This is a genomic window from Actinorectispora metalli, assembly GCF_056323685.1.
Genome location: NZ_JBREYE010000002.1, coordinates 302570 through 320838, shown reverse-complemented (window position 1 = coordinate 320838; position 18269 = coordinate 302570). Strand labels below are relative to the sequence as shown.

8 protein-coding genes are annotated in these 18269 nt (G+C 70.3%); 4 read left to right on the top strand and 4 right to left on the bottom strand.

The window, feature by feature from the left end; translation table 11 throughout:
- Window positions 1-23 precede the first annotated feature (23 nt).
- From ACU6XJ_RS21595 to ACU6XJ_RS21580, 4 genes are all read right to left on the bottom strand, one after another.
- Window positions 24-2825 carry an FAD-binding and (Fe-S)-binding domain-containing protein gene (locus ACU6XJ_RS21595; RefSeq protein WP_476314664.1) on the bottom strand — a complete coding sequence of 934 codons (2802 nt, stop codon included), beginning with the start codon at window positions 2823-2825 and terminating at the stop codon, window positions 24-26.
- 65 nt (window positions 2826-2890) lie between these two features.
- The gene (locus tag ACU6XJ_RS21590; RefSeq protein ID WP_476314661.1) at window positions 2891-3610 is read right to left on the bottom strand and encodes an ATP-binding protein; all 720 of its coding nucleotides are present in this window, start codon (window positions 3608-3610) and stop codon (window positions 2891-2893) included.
- Between the two features lie 13 nt (window positions 3611-3623).
- Entirely contained in the window at window positions 3624-4166 is a 543-nt protein-coding gene (locus ACU6XJ_RS21585; protein ID WP_476314658.1) for an STAS domain-containing protein, read from the bottom strand.
- A 189-nt stretch (window positions 4167-4355) separates the two neighbouring features.
- Window positions 4356-4595, bottom strand: coding sequence for a hypothetical protein (locus ACU6XJ_RS21580; protein WP_476314655.1), 240 nt, complete (start codon window positions 4593-4595; stop codon window positions 4356-4358).
- A 315-nt stretch (window positions 4596-4910) separates the two neighbouring features.
- Between ACU6XJ_RS21580 and ACU6XJ_RS21575 the strand changes: the two genes are divergently transcribed.
- The 4 genes from ACU6XJ_RS21575 to ACU6XJ_RS21560 all read left to right on the top strand — a co-directional run bounded on the left by ACU6XJ_RS21575 (window position 4911) and on the right by ACU6XJ_RS21560 (window position 18261).
- A complete protein-coding gene (locus tag ACU6XJ_RS21575) occupies window positions 4911-5339 on the top strand; it encodes a VOC family protein (protein ID WP_476314652.1) in 429 nt (142 codons plus the stop codon).
- The gene (locus ACU6XJ_RS21570; protein ID WP_476314649.1) at window positions 5329-6651 is read left to right on the top strand and encodes an MFS transporter; all 1323 of its coding nucleotides are present in this window, start codon (window positions 5329-5331) and stop codon (window positions 6649-6651) included. Before ACU6XJ_RS21575 ends, ACU6XJ_RS21570 begins: the two co-directional genes overlap by 11 nt.
- Before the next feature lie 828 nt (window positions 6652-7479).
- On the top strand, window positions 7480-8820 hold the full coding sequence (locus tag ACU6XJ_RS21565) for a serine hydrolase domain-containing protein (protein WP_476314646.1): 1341 nt from the start codon (window positions 7480-7482) through the stop codon (window positions 8818-8820).
- 21 nt (window positions 8821-8841) lie between these two features.
- Window positions 8842-18261, top strand: a complete 9420-nt coding sequence (locus ACU6XJ_RS21560) for an amino acid adenylation domain-containing protein (RefSeq protein WP_476314643.1) — start codon at window positions 8842-8844, stop codon at window positions 18259-18261.
- Window positions 18262-18269 lie beyond the last annotated feature (8 nt).

The window sequence follows — 18269 nt, the reverse complement described above, 5'->3', positions numbered from 1 at the left end:
AGGCAGTTCGGTGTTCTGGTGGCTCAATGCCCCCCAAGAGCGGCGCGAAGCACCGTGGCCAGATGGGTGGCGGTGCGGTTGGTGCCCTGGGCGACCTGGGTGCGGCAGGAGAAGCCGTCGGCCAGGATGAGGTCGTCCTCGGCGGCGGCCCGCACCGTGGGGTAGAGCGCTCGTTCGGCGCAGGCCTGGGACACCTCCCAGTGGCCGCGTTCGAAGCCGAAGTTGCCTGCCAGCCCGCAGCAGCCGGTGACCACCACCGGGCGCACGCCGAGCTTCCGCAGCACCGTGAGATCGGCGTCGTAGGAGCCCTTGGCCTCTTGGTGGCAGTGCACTTGCGCCACCGCGCCGCGGTCCACGCCGCGGAAGGGCCAGGGGCCGTCGTGCGCGGCGATGAACTCGGCGAAGGTGGTCATCCGGTCGGCGAGCGCGCAGGCTCGGCGGTCGCCGGGCAGCAACTCGGTCGCCTCGTGCCGTAGCGACACCGCGCAGGACGGCTCCAAGCCGATAACGGGGTGGCCGGCGGCCAACAGCGGTTCCAGGATGTCCAGGGAGCGACGTAGCACCCGTCGGGCGCGGTCGAGCTGCCCGGTGGAGTGCCAGGTCAGTCCACAGCAGACGTTCCCGGCCGGCAGCAGCACCTGGTATCCCAACGCCTCCAGCACCGCCACCGCGGCCTGGCCCACCTCGGGTTGGAGGTGGTTGGTGAAGGTGTCCGGCCACAGCACGACCAGTGTGCCGTCGGTCGCCGGTCTCGTCCTGGCCCAGCGGGTCAGTGGGCGCCGCGCGAACCGGGGCAGGTCGCGGCGGGGTTCGATTCCGCCGAGGCGTTTGGCCAGCGCCGCCAGCGGGGGCCAGGACAGCGCCGTGTTGACCAGCCGAGGCGCCCGGGCGGCCAGCCGGGACCAGACGGGGAGCCAGCCCATCGAGTAGTGCGCCATCGGCCGCGCCCGCCCGGCGTAGTGGTGGTGCAGGAACTCCGCCTTGTAGGTGGCCATGTCCACATTGACCGGACACTCGCTCGCGCAGGCCTTGCAGGACAGGCATAGGTCCAGCGCCTCCAACGCCTCGGTCGAGCGCCAACCGTCCTGAATGGACTCGCCGCGGAGCATTTCGGCGAGCACGCGGGCCCGGCCGCGGGTGGAGTGCACCTCGTCGCGGGTCGCCATGAACGAGGGGCACATGCTGCCGGTGAACGAGCGGCAGGCGCCCACCCCGACGCAGCGGTTGACGGCGGAGGCGAACAACCCGCCGTCGCGGCTCAAGGCCTGCACGGGTTCGAGTTCGAACCGCGCGTGTCCCGGCCCGGGGCGCACGGCGGCGTCCAGCGGGGCGGGGTCGACGAGCACACCGGGGTTGAGCAGGCCACGCGGGTCGAAGAGGTGCTTGAACGCGGCGAAGGACGCCAGCGCCGCGGGTGAGTACATGGCGCCGAGCAGTTCTGAGCGGGCCCGGCCGTCGCCGTGCTCACCGGACACCGAGCCACCGTGGCGGGCGACGGTTTCGGCGGCGGCGGTGAGGAACGAGCGGTACCGGTCGAGCCCGTGCCGGGTGCCCAGTTCGAAGTCGATGCGCAGGTGGATGCAGCCCTCGCCGTAGTGCCCGAATGGGGTGCCGCGCAGCCCGTGCTCGGTGAGCAGGCGATACAGGTCACGCAAGTAGCCCGCGAGGTGCTCGGGCGGCACGGCGGAATCCTCCCAGCCGGGCCAGGCCTCTCCCCCGTCGGCAAGGCGGGTCACGGTGCCCGCCGCGGCCTCCCGGATCCGCCACAGCGCCCGCATCCTGGCCGGATCGGTCACCACGACCGCGCTCTCCCCGCGGCTCGCCAATTCCTTGGCGCGGTCCACCGCCTCGGCGAGGGTGGCGCCCGCCAGTTCGCAGTACAACCAGGCCCGGCCCGGCGGAAGCTCGCTGCCCGCGTGCTGTCTGCCGGGCCTGGCGCGCAACGCGGCGATGAGGTCCTCGCCCATGCCCTCCACGGTCTGCGCGCCCGCCGTGGCCAGCAGCGGACCGACGGTCGCCGCGGCGTACACGTCGGAGAACCCCAGCACGAGCAGGCAGCGCGCCGCGGGCACCGGGACCAGCCGGACGGTGGCCTCGGTGATCACCCCGCAGGTGCCCTCGGTCCCGACCAGCGCGCGGGTCACCGCGAAGCCGTTCTCGGGCAGCAGGTTGTGCAGCGCGTAGCCCGAGACCTGCCGCCCGAAGCGGCCCAACTCGGTGCGCAGCACTGCCAGGTTCGCATCCCGCAGCCGCAGCAGCCCGGCGTCGATGGCGGCGTCCCCACTGGTGGCGGCGACAACGTCGAGTTCGCGGCCGTCGGCGAGCAGCATCCGCAGCCCGAGCACGTTGTCGGCGGTGGTCCCCCACGCCACCGAATGCGGGCCGCAGGCGTTGTTGCCGATCATGCCGCCCAGCGTGCAGCGCGAATGGGTGGAAGGGTCCGGCCCGAAGGTCAGCCCGAACCGCCCGGCCGCCGCTCGCAGGTCGTCCAGGACGACGCCCGGCTGCACCACGGCGGTGCCCGCTTCGGAGATGTCCAGGATGCGGTCGAGGTGCCGGGAGAAGTCGACCACCACGCCCGGTCCCATGGCGTTGCCCGCGACGGAGGTACCGCCGCCGCGGGCGGTGATCGGCACGCCGGTCTCGGCGGCGACCGCCACCACCGCGGCGACCTCCTCGGCCGAGCGCGGCTCGACCACGGCGGCAGGCACGTGGCGGTAGACCGAGGCGTCGGAGGCGTAGGCGGCGCGGGTGGTCAGGTCCGTGCGCACGCTGTCGGGCAGCCGCGCCCGGAGTGCCTTCCGCACCTCCTCGCCGACCGTCATGGAACTCCTTGACATCGCGAACCCGCGGGCACCTGGCGATCCTATGATCGAACTGCCCGACGGGACTAGCGGGGCCAAGGTGCCCGGCTGGTGTGCACATCGCGGGCACGCAGCTGGTCGGTGAAGGGCGAGATGGTGGCCCACACCGTTTTCCCGCCCTGGTCGGCGGGCCAGTAGCCCCAACTGCTGGTGACGAGCGCGATGAGGTCGAGGCCGCCGCCGGGCCTGTGCCGGGGCGGGGTGGGATCGGCGTCCCACACCGAGATGGTCAGCTTGGTCCGCCACTGCCCGACTCTGATTCGGCACGGCGAGCAGGTGTGGGTGAGCACGTTGGCGACCAGTTCGGTGAGGACGAACATCGCCTGATCGGCGAACTCGGACAGCGACCACCTGCGGCACAGCGTGGTGATGAAGGCCTCCGCCGCCGCCAGACTGGCGGGCGTGTGCGGCAGCACGGTGCGGCAGTGCCGAGGCTGGCGGCCCGCGATGTTGCCGAAGGCCTCGGAGACGGTGGGATAGACCGCGATGAAGCGGCTGAGTTCGATCCGGTGGGTCGCGCCAAGCAGGGCGGCGGGCGGCCCGGCCACCAGGAAGGGCACCTCGGGCGCTCGGGCGGCGATGTCCTGCGCCACCAGCAGGACCGACAGCGGCGCATCCGGCGTCATCCGGACCCCGGACAGGTCCACCACCACCGCCAGCGGGGTGGCCGCGACCTGACGTCGGACGCAGGCGAGCAAAGCCGCGGCCAAGGCTCGATCGAACTCACCCCGCAGAGCGACGACCACTGCCCCACAGTATTCACTCAGTGTGATGTCGTCCTTCGTCGACACGAATCCTTCTCTCACCGGCCTGGACAATCAGTCGCGCGGAACCAGGTTTTCCCATGGCTCGCCATTTCTTGATCTCCGCGCATTCGGTTGCGCATTCCGCGTGAACACCGGTCACCGCATCGCTCAACGCGGAGAACACCTCGACTCGGCGTCCCACCTTCGCCAGCATCTGCTGGACCCGGCTCGGCGTGTAGACCAGCCGCAGGCTGCCGCCGACCGTGGTGATCTTGCCCGCCAGCACCAGCAGCAGAGCCAACCCGGCCTGCGACAGGTACGTCAGACCGGTCAGATCCAGCACCAGTGGCCCGCCGGAATCCCAGTGCAAGCGGAGGAAATCACGCAGCAGCGGAGCGGTGGACAGGTCGAGTTCCCCCGCCAGGGTCACCACCGACATTCCGCCGTGGCGTTCGGCGGAGAGTTCCAGCGGACTCGGACCCAGCCGGTCGAGATCACCCGGCTCACTCGGCGGTTCGACAGTGTCCCACCAGTCGGAATGTGCCTGCTCTTTCATTTTCGGCAATCCTCGATCATTCTGTTGGAAGGGATACGAGAATCGTGCCGGAAAAGCTCAAATCGAGGCTATCCCGAAAGAAAACGCGGGAAACCCGGACCACACGAAGAGACGAACCCGTTAGAAACGGGCCAGGAGATCGGTTCTCCTGGCCCGCCGCACCTCATCGGGGTATGACGCGTGCCGTGGTCAGCCCCCGGTGTGGTCGAACAGCGGGGCGTTCACACAGTTGCTCGTCTCCGGGCTGAGCACATCCAGGATGAGCAGGAGCACGACGACATCGTTGCCGCACGCCTGGACGTTGACGGCGTTGACGTTGTTGTCGTCGACCGCGTTGACGCCGTTGTTGTCGTGGGAATCGGCCATGGCCGCGGGGGCCGCGAGCATCAGACCGGCCGTCATGGCGGCGAGGAAGCCTGCCTTCTTCACGGTGTTCTCTCCTAGTGGTGCCGCGGGGTTGCCGTGCTTCCCGAAGGGGACGACGAGACCCCGCGGTGGTCGGGATTTATGGCCGGACAACCGCGTTCCCGTTCGATACCGGCAGGCTCGACGCCAACGCCGCAGGCACGTCTGCCCAGGCCCTCATGATCGAGATCGGCGCGGCGCACACTTGGCTTGAGTCGCCCGATCAGGGCGGAGTCATGGCCGGGGGTCAGCCGGGTCGGGTGCGGAAGGGCTTCTCCTGTCATGCCGACATGATCCTCACCCACCCGATCGCGTGGTCGGGTGCCCTAAATTGGGTGGGTGTCCCGAAGCTTCCAGATCGTGATCGACTGCCAGGACCCGGACCGGATGGCCGCGTTTTGGGCGGAGGCCCTCGGCTATCTCGTCGAGTCGCCGCCCGCTGATCACTCCACCTGGGTGGATTATCAAGTGGCGCAGGGCTATCCGGCGGCGGAGCGGGTGGGCTTCGCGGCCGTGCGTGATCCGGCGGGGCACGGGCGACTGTGCTTTCTCGGGGTGCCGGAACGCAAGCAGGCCAAGAACCGCCTGCACCTGGACATCGACGCCGCGGACCCCGGTGAACCGCGGGCGACGAGGGCCGAGCGGGTGGACGCCCTGGTGTCCAGGCTGGGTGCGCTCGGCGCGACGGTGTTGCGGACCGGCCGCGAGCGCGGGCAGTACTTCGTGACGCTGGCCGATGTGGAGGGCAACGAGTTCTGTGTCCACTGAGGACTCCACGCTGGCAAGGGCGGTGCGCCGGGCGGCGTGGCGGCTGCTGCCCTTCATGACACTGCTGTTCATCATCAACTACCTCGACCGGGTCAACGTCGGTATCGCCGCGGTCCGGATGAACGCCGACCTCGGCTTCAGCTCCACCGCGTTCGGCCTCGGCGCCGGTCTGCTGTTCGCCGGCTACATCCTGTTCGAACTGCCCAGCAACCTCATCCTCCGCCGGGTCGGAACCCGTCAGTGGATCGCGGTGATCACCGCGGGCTGGGGTGTCTGTGCCACCGGAACCGCGTTCATCGACGACGAGACCGGCTTCTACCTGCTCAGATTCCTGCTCGGCGTGTGCGAGGCCGGGTTCGTGCCCGGGATGATGCTGTACCTGACGGATTGGTTTCCCCGCGCCGAGCGGGGCCGGTTCACCGCGTTGTTCCTGCTCGCGCTGCCGGTCACCGTCGCGCTGGGCACCCCGGTGTCGACCGTGCTGATGGGAGTGGACGACGTCCTCGGCCTGAGCGGGTGGCGTTTCATGCTGTTCGCCGAAGGAGTGCCCGCGATCCTGCTGAGCGTGCTGGCGTGGCGGTTGCTGCCGAACTCCCCGGAGGAGGCGCGGTGGCTCCCGACAGGCGAACAGGCCGCGCTGCGCGCGGCGCTCACCGCCGAACAACACAACATCGCCCGCCACGGCAGCGGTTCGCTGGGGGCCGCGTTGCGGGACTTCCGGGTCTACGCGGTCGGCGTGATCGGTTTCGGCATTGCCGGGGGCCTGTACGCGCTCACCTATTTCCTCCCACAGATCGTCGCGGGCTTCCGCACCGCGTACGGGGTGCAGCTGTCGATCCACCAGATCGGCCTGATCACCGCGGTGCCCTCGGCGGCCGGGGCGGTGGCGATGTGGCTGTACGCGCGCAAATCCGACCGGAGCGGCGAGCGCATCCTGCACATCGCGGTGCCGCTGTTCCCGGCCGCGCTGGCGCTGGGCGCCGCGCTGTACCTGAACTCCCCGCTGCTGGTGATGGCCGCGATCACCGTCACCACGGCCTGCGCCTTCATGGTCCTGCCGCTGTGGTGGCAGCTGCCGGGGATGTTCCTCACCGGAACCGCCGCGGCCGGTGGCATCGGGTTGATCGCGGCGATCGCCAACTGCTCCGGTTTCGTGGCGCCCTACCTGACCGGTCGGCTGCGGGACCTCACCGGGGACTACCGCGTTGGCATGCTGGTGATCGCCGGGTTCATGGTGGCGGCCGCGGCGGGCACCCTGCTGCTCGGCCGAAGCCGCGTGTTCGCCAATACCGAACCCGCGCTGCACCGATAATCGCCGGGTGCGGGGCGATGATGCCACCGCGTCGATCGACTTCTCACCGGATTTCCGGTGGAAATGCTCTGCACGGGCAGTCGTTTTATTTACGATCGATACTTTCCTTGACAACTAGATGGCATAACCACCGGTAGGAGCCATAACGACCGGCGAGCAACGCCGTCCCACACGCCGATCGGTCACGAAATGTTTAGCGCGGTGATCCTGCGGGTACAGGCACCGTTTGCGGAAAGGGCCAACCAGGAGATCGCGTTCAAGCGGATCGACCGTGGATTGACGAGAAAGTGTCCGATTTGTCCGCAGAAGCGATCGGATGGGAAATCCGCAGTTCACACAGGGCCTTACTCAACTGCGCTGATTGTGCTTTCCCGCAGATAACGGCTTGATCACATGCGCATCCCGGGGAGGAAAACTCGCTGGCAGGGCACCGGATCTTCGAGCGTTGAGAACTCATTGGGTAGAGCTCAGGGGCGCGGGGCGCGAAACCTAGCACAGGTCCACCGGGGCCGCATCTTAAGCCTGTACACAAAAGGGAATGGATCACATTGAGGTCCAGGCAAGCGTTATCTGGTTGCGGGCCACCGTCTTATCTGCTCACAATTGCGGCGCGGTACCTGGAGTCGACGCCGTGCCCGGCGTAGTCGGCTTCGCCAGAGGTAGCGCGTTACTCAGTGGTGGATTGTCTCGTAGGCAGCACTTAGTGGCCTGAATCATAGTGCGGCCTGGTGGACGTGCTTTCCCATGTCCCCAACGCGAATGACTCCGATACGAGAACATCATCCACTGCGAGGAAACATGAATATCGCTCAGCTGTGCCCTCCTTCCGTGCGAGCGGCCGGAACGCCTACTTCCCCCTGTGATGAGGTGCTGCGCAACTTCGACAGGCTCGCGCGACAGCACCTCGTGCCCGGCGCGCAGCTCGCGATACACCACCAGGGCCGCACCGTGTTCGCCGAGTACGGCGAGCAGCGGCACCGCACCGGACCGGCGGTCACCAGGAACACCAAGGTGCCCATCGGTTCCATCACCAAGGCCTACACCGCGACCCTGGCGATGGTGCTGGTGGCCGAGGGAGACCTCGAGCTGGACCGACCGATCGGCGAGTACGCACCGCGGCTGCGGGCGCTGCCCGCGTTGACGCTGCGGCAGCTGCTCAGCCACACCGCGGGTCTCCCCGCCGATTCCGACCCCGCCGCCACGACATCGCTGTCCCGGCATGTCGAGGAGTGCTGCCTGCTCGCCATGGTGCAGCCGCCGGGGACCGGGTTCTCCTACTCCAACGTGGGCTACCTGCTCACCGCGCACCTCATCGAATCCGCGACCGGCATGAGCTGGCGGGAGGCGTTGGAGTCCATCCTGCTCGAGGAGCTGGACACCGCGGCCGCGTTCATCGGCTCCGCTTCCCCCATGGCGAGCGGGCATTCGGCGAACCCGGCGACCCAGCGGGTCGTCCCGGTGTCACAGTCGCTGGCACCCGCCGAGGCCGCCACCGGGGCGCTCGCGGTCAGCGCCCGGGACCTGGTCGAGCTCGGTCGGCTGCACCTGCGCGCGGCCGACCTCGCCGAGATGCAGCGCCCGGTGCCCGGCGCCGACGCGTTCGGGCTCGCCAGCGGGTGGGGGCTCGGCCTGGCCACCTTCACCGAGCGCGGCGGGACCTGGCTGGGGCACGACGGGATGGGCGACGGCACTTCCTGCAACCTCCGGATCGATCCGGCGGGCGGCACGGTGGTCGCGTTGACCACGAACTCCAACTCCGGCTTCGAGATGTGGAAGCACCTTGTCGGCAGGCTGCGCGCCGCAGGGCTCGCGGTGGGCGACCACGAGCCGCTGGCCGGTGCGCACCGGCTGGAGTCGACGCCCGCGGACTGCGTCGGCGACTTCGTCAACGGCGCGACGACGTACTCGGTCCTGCCCGCCGAGGACGGGGCGCTGCGGCTGGCCGTAGACGGCGAGCTCATGGCACGGCTGACCGTTTTCGACGGCCTGCGGTTCTCGGTCGGCGACCTCGCCTTGGGCGACCACGTCCAGGCCGGGCGCTTCCTCCGCGATCCCGATGGCTTCGGCGTGAACCGCCTCCAGCTCGCGGGTCGCGTCGCGGGCAGGCAGGACGCTCGGGCGCTGCGGGACACCGCCGCCTCGGTGCACGCGCTGACCACCTCCGTCTGATCGGAAAGGCGACTCCCCCTAATGACCACCCTGTCCAACCCGCCACTCCCTCTGCGCTCCAACGGCTCCCCGCGCTCCACGGATTCCGCCACGCACCGCCTGCTCGCCGAGTGGAACGACACCGACCGCGACATCCCCTGCCTGCGTCTGTCCGAACTGATCGAGGCGCAGGTTCGGCGGACGCCGGACGCGCCAGCGGTGGTGTTCGACGGGGGGAGCCTGAGCTTCGGGGAACTCGACCGCCGTGCGAACCGGTTGGCGCATCTGCTGATCCGGCGCGGCGCCCGCCCGGAGCGGGTGATCGCCGTGCTGCTGCCGAGGTCCGCGGACCTCGTGGTTGCCGAGCTTGCCGTGCTGAAGTCGGGGGCGGCTTTCCTGCCGGTTGACCCGGACTACCCGCCGGACCGCATCGCGTACATGCTGTCCGACGCCGAGCCGCTGGTTGCGGTCACGCTCGCGGAGTCGGCGGGCAAGCTGCCGGGGCCGGGACTGGTGTTGGACAGCGAGGAGACCCGGTTCGCGCTGGCCGCCGAACCGGATGGGCGGCCCGAGGTCGCGGTGCTGCCGGACAATCCCGCCTACGTCATCTACACGTCGGGGTCGACGGGACGCCCGAAGGGCATTGTGGTGCCACACCGGGGTATCGCCTCGGTCTGCCTCTCGCAGATCGAGCGGTACCAGGTCCGGCCGGGTGACCGGGTGCTGCAGTTCTGCTCCCCCAGCTTCGACATCTCGGTGCTGGAGCTGTGCATGTCGCTGCCCGCCGGGGCGGCGCTGGTGGTGCCGCCGCCGGGGCCGCTGCTCGGTGAGCACCTGCACCGCGTCCTGGCCGAGATGCGCGTCAACCACGCGTTCATCCCGCCGCCCGCGCTGGCCACCGCACCCTGGCACGACCTGCCGGAGCTGCGCACGATGGTCGTCGGCGGCGACGTGTGCACCCCCGACCTCGTTCGACGGTGGGCACCCGGCCGCCGCATGATCAACGGCTGGGGCCCCGCCGAGAGCACCGCGCTCAACACGCTGAGCGATCCGCTGGTGGTCGGGCGGGCCGCGCCGCTGGGCAGGCCGCTGTGGAACAGCAGGGTCTACGTGCTCGACGACGGTCTCGCCCCGGTGGCCCCCGGGGTGACGGGTGAGCTGTATCTGGGCGGGTCGGGGGTGTCCCGGGGTTACCTCAACCGACCGGGTCTCACCGCGCAGCGGTTCCTGCCCGATCCGTTCGGCCCGCCCGGTGCGCGCATGTACCGCAGCGGTGACCTGGGCCGGTGGGACGACGACGGTCAGGTGGAGTTCCTCGGTCGCGTCGACCACCAGGTCAAGATCCGCGGGTTCCGGGTGGAGCCGGGCGAGGTGGAGAACCTGTTGCGGGACTTCGGCGAGGCCGTGGTGATTCCCCGCGAGGACCGGCCGGCGACGAAGCGGCTCGTCGCCTATGTCGTGCCGAAGGAGCACCGGCCATCGCCTGCCCAGATGCGGGCGCACCTGGCGGAGCGGCTGCCGGACTACATGATCCCCGCTGCCTTCGTGGTGCTGGACTCCTTCCCGCTCAACCCGAACGGCAAGATCGACCGCACAGTGCTGCCCGCGCCGACCGCTGAAGCGCTGGTTTCCGCCGGCGGGGTCGCTCCGCGCACCAGCGCCGAGCGGGCGCTCGCAAGCATTTGGCGTGAGGTGCTCGGCGTCGAGGACGTCGGCGTGGAGGACGACTTCTTCGGTCTCGGCGGGGATTCCATCCTGGGCGCCAAGGTGCTGTCCCGGGTTCGCACCGTGTTCGGGGTGGACCTGCCGCCGCGGACGGTCTTCGATCGGCGCACCGTCGCCGCGCTCGCCGAGGTGCTGCCGGACCCGGACACCGCCGCAGGCCTCGCGGAAATCCCCCGCCGCGCCCCGGCCGCGGTGGTGCCGTTGTCCGCGGCGCAGCAGCGGCTGTGGCTGCTGGACGACCTGAACCCGGGCGGCACCGAGTACAACACCGGAGTCGCGCTGCGGCTGACCGGGGACGTGGACCTGGCGGCGTTGCGTTCGGCGCTGGACGCGCTGGTGCGCAGGCACGAGTCGCTGCGCACGACGTTCGACTTGCGGGCGGGCGAGGGTGTGCAGGTGGTGGCCGAGTCAGGCGAGATCCCGCTGCGGATGGTCGAGGCGACCGACGTGGACGAGGTGCTCACCGAGGAGCTGCTGCGGCCCTTCGACCTGCGCCGCGGACCGCTGACCAGGGCCGTGCTGGTGCGCACCGGCGCGGGTGAGCACGTGTTGTTCCTGTGCCAGCACCACATCGTCACCGACGGGTGGTCGGTCACGGTGCTGGTGGACGAGCTGACCGAGCTGTACGCGGCGGGGGCGAGTGGCAGGCAGGCCGCGTTGTCCGCGCTGCCGGTGCAGTACCCGGATTTCGCGCGGTGGCAGCGGGATCAGGCGGGTTCCGGATTGGAGGAGGGCCTCCGGTACTGGCGGCGGAAGCTGGACGGGATCGGCGCGCTGGACCTGCCGACCGATCGGCCGCGACCCGCGCTGCGCACCACCGCGGGCGCCGTGCACCGACGTGACCTGCCTGCCGGGCTGGTCGCCGAGTTGACGCGGGTCGCCAGGGACGGGAGGGCCACCCTGTTCATGGCGCTGACCGCAGCGGTGCAGGTGCTGTTGTCCCGCTACACCGGTCAGTCCGATATCGCGGTCGGCACGGTGAACTCGGGCCGCAACCGCGCCGAGCTCGAACAGCTCATCGGCTTCTTCGTCAACACCGTGGTGCTTCGGTCCACAGTGGAGGACTCACTGAGTTTCACGGACTTCCTCACTCGCGTGCGGGAGACCGTGCTGGAGGCCTTTGCCCACGATGAGGTGCCCTTCGACCGGGTGGCCGAGGAGTTGCAGCCGGAGCGCGACCCCAGCCGAACCCCCCTGGTGCAGGCACTGGTCGTGTTGCAGAACGCGATGGTCCCGCCGCGCGACGCCGCCGGTCTGGGCATCTCCGAGTACGACCTGCCCCGGCCGACCTCGCGGTTCGACCTGGTGCTGGAGTTCCTGCCCCGGGACGGCGGGCTGAGCCTGGCGGTCGAGTACAACACCGACCTGTTCGACGCCGCGACGATCGAGCGGCTGGCCGGGCACGTCGAGGTGCTGCTGACCGCCATCACCACCGACCCGACCCGGCCGCTGGCTGGGCTGCCGCTGCTGACCGGGGATGAGTTCCGGCACCTGCTGGTGGAGCGCAACAACACCTGGCACGAGGTGCCCCCGTCGACCCTGGCCGAGCTGTTCGAAGCCCAGGCCGCCCGCACGCCCGACCTGCCCGCCGTGCGTTTCGGGGACGACAGCCTCACCTATGCCGAACTCGACCAGCGCGCAAACCGATTAGCGCACCAGCTCATCGACCTCGGCGCCGGACCCGAACGGATCGTCGCACTCGCCTTACCGAGGTCGGTCGACATCGTGGTCGCCCAACTCGCCACCGCCAAGGCAGGCGCTGCGTTCCTGCCGATCGACCCGGACTATCCGCGGGAGCGCGTCGAGTACATGCTCACCGACGCGGACCCCATCCTGGTCATCACCCGCTCCGAATACGCCGACCGACTCCCCGAGGCCAAGTCCCTGCTGGTGCCCGACGACCCGGATGTGGTGTCCGGAGCGCGCAATGCGAACGCAGACAGGCCCAGGACGGCGCTGCGTCCCGAGCACCCGGCGTACGTCATCTACACCTCGGGTTCCACCGGGCGCCCCAAGGGCGTGGTGGTCTCTCATGCGGGCCTGGCGAGCTTCGCGGCGGCGGAGATCGAGCACTTCGAGGTCCGCCCCGGGGACCGGGTGCTCCAGTTCTCCTCCCCCAGCTTCGATGCCTCCGTGCTCGAACTCTGCATGGCGCTCCCGGCCGGGGCGTCGCTGGTCGTGCCGCCGCCGGGACCGCTGCTCGGCCAACAGTTGGCCGACGTCCTCGCCGAGCAGAAGGTCACCCACGCCCTGATCCCGCCGGTCGCGCTGGCCACCGTTCCCGAGGCCGCGCTGCCGGATTTCCGCACTCTCATCGTCGGCGGTGACGCCTGCACCGCCGAACTCGTGGACCGCTGGGCGCCCGGCCGACGCATGATCAACGCCTACGGGCCGACCGAGTCCACCGTGGTCACGTCCTGGAGCGCCGCGCTGTCGCCCGGAGCCCCACCGCCCATCGGCAAGCCCATTCACAACACGCGGGTCTACGTCCTTGACCGGGGGCTGCGGCCAGTCCCGGACGGGGTGCCGGGGGAACTGTGGGTCACCAGCGGCGGGCTCGCCCGCGGCTACCTGCGCCGCCCGGGACTCACCGCGGAACGCTTCCTCGCCAATCCCTTCGGGCCGCCGGGAACGCGGATGTACCGCACCGGTGACCTGGTGCGCTGGAACGCCGCGGGTGATCTGGAGTTCCTGGGCCGCACCGACCACCAGGTCAAGATCCGCGGCTTCCGCATCGAACTCGGCGAGGTCGAAACCGCGCTCAAGTCCCACCCGAGCGTCGGTGAGGCCGTCGTCGTCCCGCGGGAGGACAGACCCGGCGTCAAACGCCTCGTCGCCTACGTCGTCCCCGCGGGTGACCTACCGCCCAATACGGGTGACCTGCGGGAGCTGCTCGGCAGGTCGCTGCCCAACTACATGGTGCCCGCCGCGTTCGTCACGCTCGGCGCGCTGCCGTTGAGCCCCAACGGAAAGCTGGATCGCAACGCCCTGCCCGAGCCGACCTGGGACACCGACACCGGTCACGTCGCACCCCGCGACGACACCGAGCGGACCCTGGCCCGCATTTGGGGCGAGGTGCTGGGCATCGACTCCGTCGGCGTGGAGGACAACTTCTTCGCACTCGGCGGCGACTCCATCCTCAGCATCCAGATCGTCTCCCGCGCCCGGCAGGCCGGGCTCGCGCTGACACCCGGGGAGGTGTTCCGGCACCCGACGGTGGCGGCGCTGGCCCGGCAGGCCCAGCCCGCGGAAACGCAGGTCACCGAGCAGGGTCCGGTGATCGGCGCGGTTCCGCTGACCCCGATCCAGCACTGGTACTTCGACATCAACGCGGTGCGGCCGGAGCGGTTCGACCAGTCGATCAGCCTGGAACCGGCGGGCGAGGTGGACGAAGCCGCGTTGCGGGCGGCGCTGGACGCGGTGCTGGCCCACCACGACGCGCTGCGCATGCGGTTCACCCGGGTCGACGGGCAGTGGCAGCAGCACAACGCCGCTCCGGAACCCGCGGACGTGCTGTCGCGGCACGACATCGCCGAACGGGACGAGGTCGTGGAGCGGGTGCACACGGGCTTCGACCTGGCGAACGGGCCGCTGTTCAAGGCGGTGCTGTTCGGGCGGGAGGAGTTGTTCCTCGTCGCGCACCACCTCGTGGTGGACGGCGTGTCCTGGCGCATCCTGCTCGACGACCTGACCACCGCCTACGGCCAGGCGCTGCGCGGCGAACCGGTCGACCTGGGCCGCAAGACCACCTCGTTCCGGGACTGGTCCCGCGCGCTCACCGACCACGTCCGGTCCGGTGGGCTGGACGACGAGATCGACTACTGGAACGCGATCCCCGAAACAGGCGGACTGCCGCTGGATACGCAGGGGCCCAACGACCTCGCCTCGGTCCGCTCGCTCAGCGTGCGGCTCGATCCCGCGGAGACCAAGGCGCTGCTGCAGGACGTGCCGGAGGTGTACCGCACGCAGGTCAACGATGTGTTGCTCGCGGCGTTGGCCAGGGTGCTCGGCCGGTGGACCGGGCAGGACAGGGTGCTGGTCGACCTGGAGGGCCACGGGCGGGAGGACATCCTCGACGGTGTCGACCTGTCGCGCACCGTCGGCTGGTTCACCTCGATGTTCCCGGTGCTTGTGGATGCGGGGGCGGCGGAGTGGGGTGCGGCGCTCAAGGCCACGAAGGAGCGGATGCGGGCCATCCCGCGCCGGGGCGTCGGCTACGGCGCGCTGCGTCACCTCGTGGGCGCCGTGCGCGGGCACCAGGCGCAGGTCAGCTTCAACTACCTGGGCCAGTTCGACGGGAACGCCACGGCAGGCGACCCGCTGTTCCGGCGCATCAGCGGGAACCTGGAGGCCGATCTCGCCCCCGAAGCCGACCGGCCGCACGTGGTGGATGTGGTGGGCGCCGTCGAGGACGGGTGCCTGCGATTCACCTGGTCGTACTCGACCAACCTGCACCGCGAGGACACCGTGGACGCGTTGGCGGACGGTGTGCTCGGCGCGCTGCGGGAGATCATCGCGCACTGCGCACGGGACGACGCGGGCGGGCGCACCCCCTCGGACTTCCCACTGGCCCGGCTCGACCAGGCGATGGTGGACCGGCTGGCGGGCGACGGCCGCGGGGTGGAGGACATCTACCCGCTCACCCCGATGCAAGCGGGCATGGTGTTCCACGGCGTGTCCCAAGGCGAGCAGGGCGTCTACGTCGAGCAGGTGGCGTTCGTGCTCAGCGGGGTCACCGATCCGGCGGCGCTCGGCGCGGCCTGGCAGACGGTGGTGGACCGCACCCCGGTGTTCCGCAGCGAGATCGTCTACACCGGCGTCCCGGAGCCGCTGCAATTGGTGCGCGACAAGGTGACGCTGCCGATCCGCCTGCTGGACTGGACCGACACCGACGACGCCGGGCGGGCGGAGCGGCTGGCGGCGCTGCTGGACCGCGACCGGGCCGAGGGCATCGACCTGAGCGTCGCCCCGCTGCTGCGGGTCACGCTGGCCCGCCTGCCCGGCGACGAGGTGCAGGTGCTGTGGACGTTCCACCACGCGCTGCTGGACGGCTGGAGCGTGTTCCAGGTACTGACCGATGTCTTCACCGCCACGATGGGCCGGGCGCTGCCCGAGCGCCGTCCGTTCCGGGCCTATGTGGACTGGCTGCACAGCCAGGACCACGGCGAGGCCGAGCGGCATTGGCGGCAGGTGTTGGCGGGCATGGACTCGCCGACCGCGCTGCCCTACGACCGGGTGGCCAGCCGGGCGCACACCCCACGCTCTTCGGAGTGGTTCTCGCACGACCTCAACCCGGCGGAGGCGGCGCGCCTGCACGAGTTCGCCAAGGCCCAGCAGGTCACGCTGAACGCGATGGTGCAAGGCGCGTGGGCGCTGGTGCTGTCCCGGCACAGCGGCCAACGCGATGTGTGCTTCGGCGCCACGGTTTCCGGCCGTCCCGCCGAACTGCCCGGTGTGGACGATATGACCGGCATCTTCATCAACACGCTGCCGGTCCGGATCGCGGTGGACGGCTCCAGCGTCGTCGAGTGGCTGCGTGAGTCGCAGTCGGCGCAGGCCGAGGCGCGTCGGTTCGAGCACGTGTCGCTGACCCAGCTGCGGTCCTGGAGCGAACTGCCCGGCGGGACGAACCTGTTCGACAGCATCGTCGTGTTCGAGAACTACCCGATCAACGAGGAAGCCGCGGGCAGCCACGGGCTGCGGCTGCGTGAGCTGCGGGCGGTCGAGACCACGAACTACGCCCTCACGATCGTGGTCAGTCCCGGTGACGGCCTGTCGGTCAAGTTCGGCTACGACCCCGACCTGTTCGACGCGGCGACCGTCCAGCGGATGGCCGGTCACCTGCGGCAGGTGCTTCTGGGCTGCACGGAGGCACCGGAGGCGCGACCGGGTGCCGTCGAGCTGCTGTCCGGCGAGGAACGCGCCCTGTTGGCGCGGTGGAACGACACTGGGCGCGAGGTGCCCGCGGCGACGCTGGCCGAACTGTTCGAGGCGCAGGTCGCCCGCACGCCCGACGTGCCCGCGGTGCGTTTCGGGGACGACAGCCTCAGCTACGCCGAGCTGGACCGCCGCGCCAACCAGCTGGCGCACCTGCTGATCGGGCTGGGTGCGGCACCGGAACGCATCATCGCGCTTGCCCTGCCGAGGTCGGTGGACATCGTGGTCGCGCAACTCGCCACCGCGAAGGCGGGGGCGGCGTTCCTGCCCATCGACCCGGACTACCCGGCGGAGCGCATCCGGTTCATGCTCGGCGACGCCAAGCCGGTGCTGGTGGTCACCCGTGCCGAGTTCACCGACCGCCTGCCCGCGGACGAGTGGACGGTGGTGCTCGATGCGCCCGCGACGGTGACCGCGCTGAACGCCCACTCGACCCGGGCGCCACAGGTGCCCGTGTCGGCGGCCAATCCCGCCTATGTCATCTACACCTCGGGATCGACCGGGCGTCCCAAGGGCGTCGTGGTGTCACACGCGGGTCTGGCGAGCTTCTCGGCGGCGGAGATCGAACACCTCGAAGTCCAAGCCGGGGATCGGGTGCTTCAGTTCTCCTCCCCCAGCTTCGACGCGTCGATCCTCGAGCTCTGCATGTCGCTTCCCGCCGGGGCGTCGCTGGTCGTGCCACCGCCGGGACCGCTGCTCGGCCAACAGCTGGCCGACGTCCTCGCGGAAGCGAAGGTCACGCACGCGCTGATCCCCCCGGCGGCGCTGGCCACCGTGCCCGACACCGAGTTGCCCGACTTCCGCACCCTCGTCGTCGGCGGCGATGCCTGCACGGCGGAACTGGTCGACCGGTGGGCGCCGGGGCGCCGCATGATCAACGCCTACGGCCCCACCGAATCCACCGTGGTCACGTCTTGGAGCGAACCGCTGGAGCCGGGCGGGACGCCGCCGATCGGCGGGCCGATCCACAACACCAGGGTTCACGTCCTCGACGAGGAAATGCGGCCGGTGCCGATCGGTGCTGCCGGTGAACTCTGGGTCACGGGCGTCGGGTTGGCCCGGGGCTACCTGCACCGTCCCGGGCTCACCGCGGAACGGTTCGTCGCCGACCCCGCCGGTCCACCGGGTGCCCGCATGTACCGCACCGGGGACCTCGTGCGTTGGAACGCGGCGGGTGAGCTGGAGTTCCTCGGCCGCACCGACCACCAGGTCAAGATCCGCGGTTTCCGGGTGGAACTCGGCGAGATCGAAACGGCGCTGACGGCTCACCCGGACGTGGACGGCGCGGTGGTGGTCGCCCGTGAGGACCAGCCCGGGGTGAAACGCCTGGTCGCCTATGTGACGCCCGAGACGGTCCCGGCCGGGGATCTGCGGGCGTATCTGGAGCGGTCGCTGCCGGACTACCTGGTGCCGTCGGCGTTCGTGCCGCTGGACGGTTTCCCGTTGAGCCCCAACGGAAAGTTGGACCGTGCGGCACTGCCGGAGCCGCCTGCCGCGGCGAGCGGGGGCGAGTATGTCGCCCCGCGCACCGAGACCGAGCAGGTGCTGGCCGAGATCTGGGCTCAGGTGCTGGAGGTCGACCGCGTCGGGGTGGACGACAACTTCTTCGACCTCGGCGGCGACTCCATTCGCAGTCTGCACATCGCGTCGCGGACCAAGGAGGCGTTCGGCATCACGCTGACGCCCCGCGACGTGCTCACCGCCCGCACCGTCTCCGCGTTCGCGGATGTGGTGGAGGAACAGGTCCTGCTGGACCTCGAACAGCTTGCCCTCGGTGGCGGCAACTCCCACAACGCCTGAAAGGACAA

What these genes read in the sequence shown, in the direction of transcription:
- ACU6XJ_RS21560 (WP_476314643.1), top strand. Translation starts at nt 8,842, where the DNA reads ATGACCACCCTGTCCAACCCGCCACTCCCTCTGCGCTCCAACGGCTCC.
- ACU6XJ_RS21595 (WP_476314664.1), bottom strand. Translation starts at nt 2,825, where the DNA reads ATGACGGTCGGCGAGGAGGTGCGGAAGGCACTCCGGGCGCGGCTGCCC.
- ACU6XJ_RS21585 (WP_476314658.1), bottom strand. Translation starts at nt 4,166, where the DNA reads ATGAAAGAGCAGGCACATTCCGACTGGTGGGACACTGTCGAACCGCCG.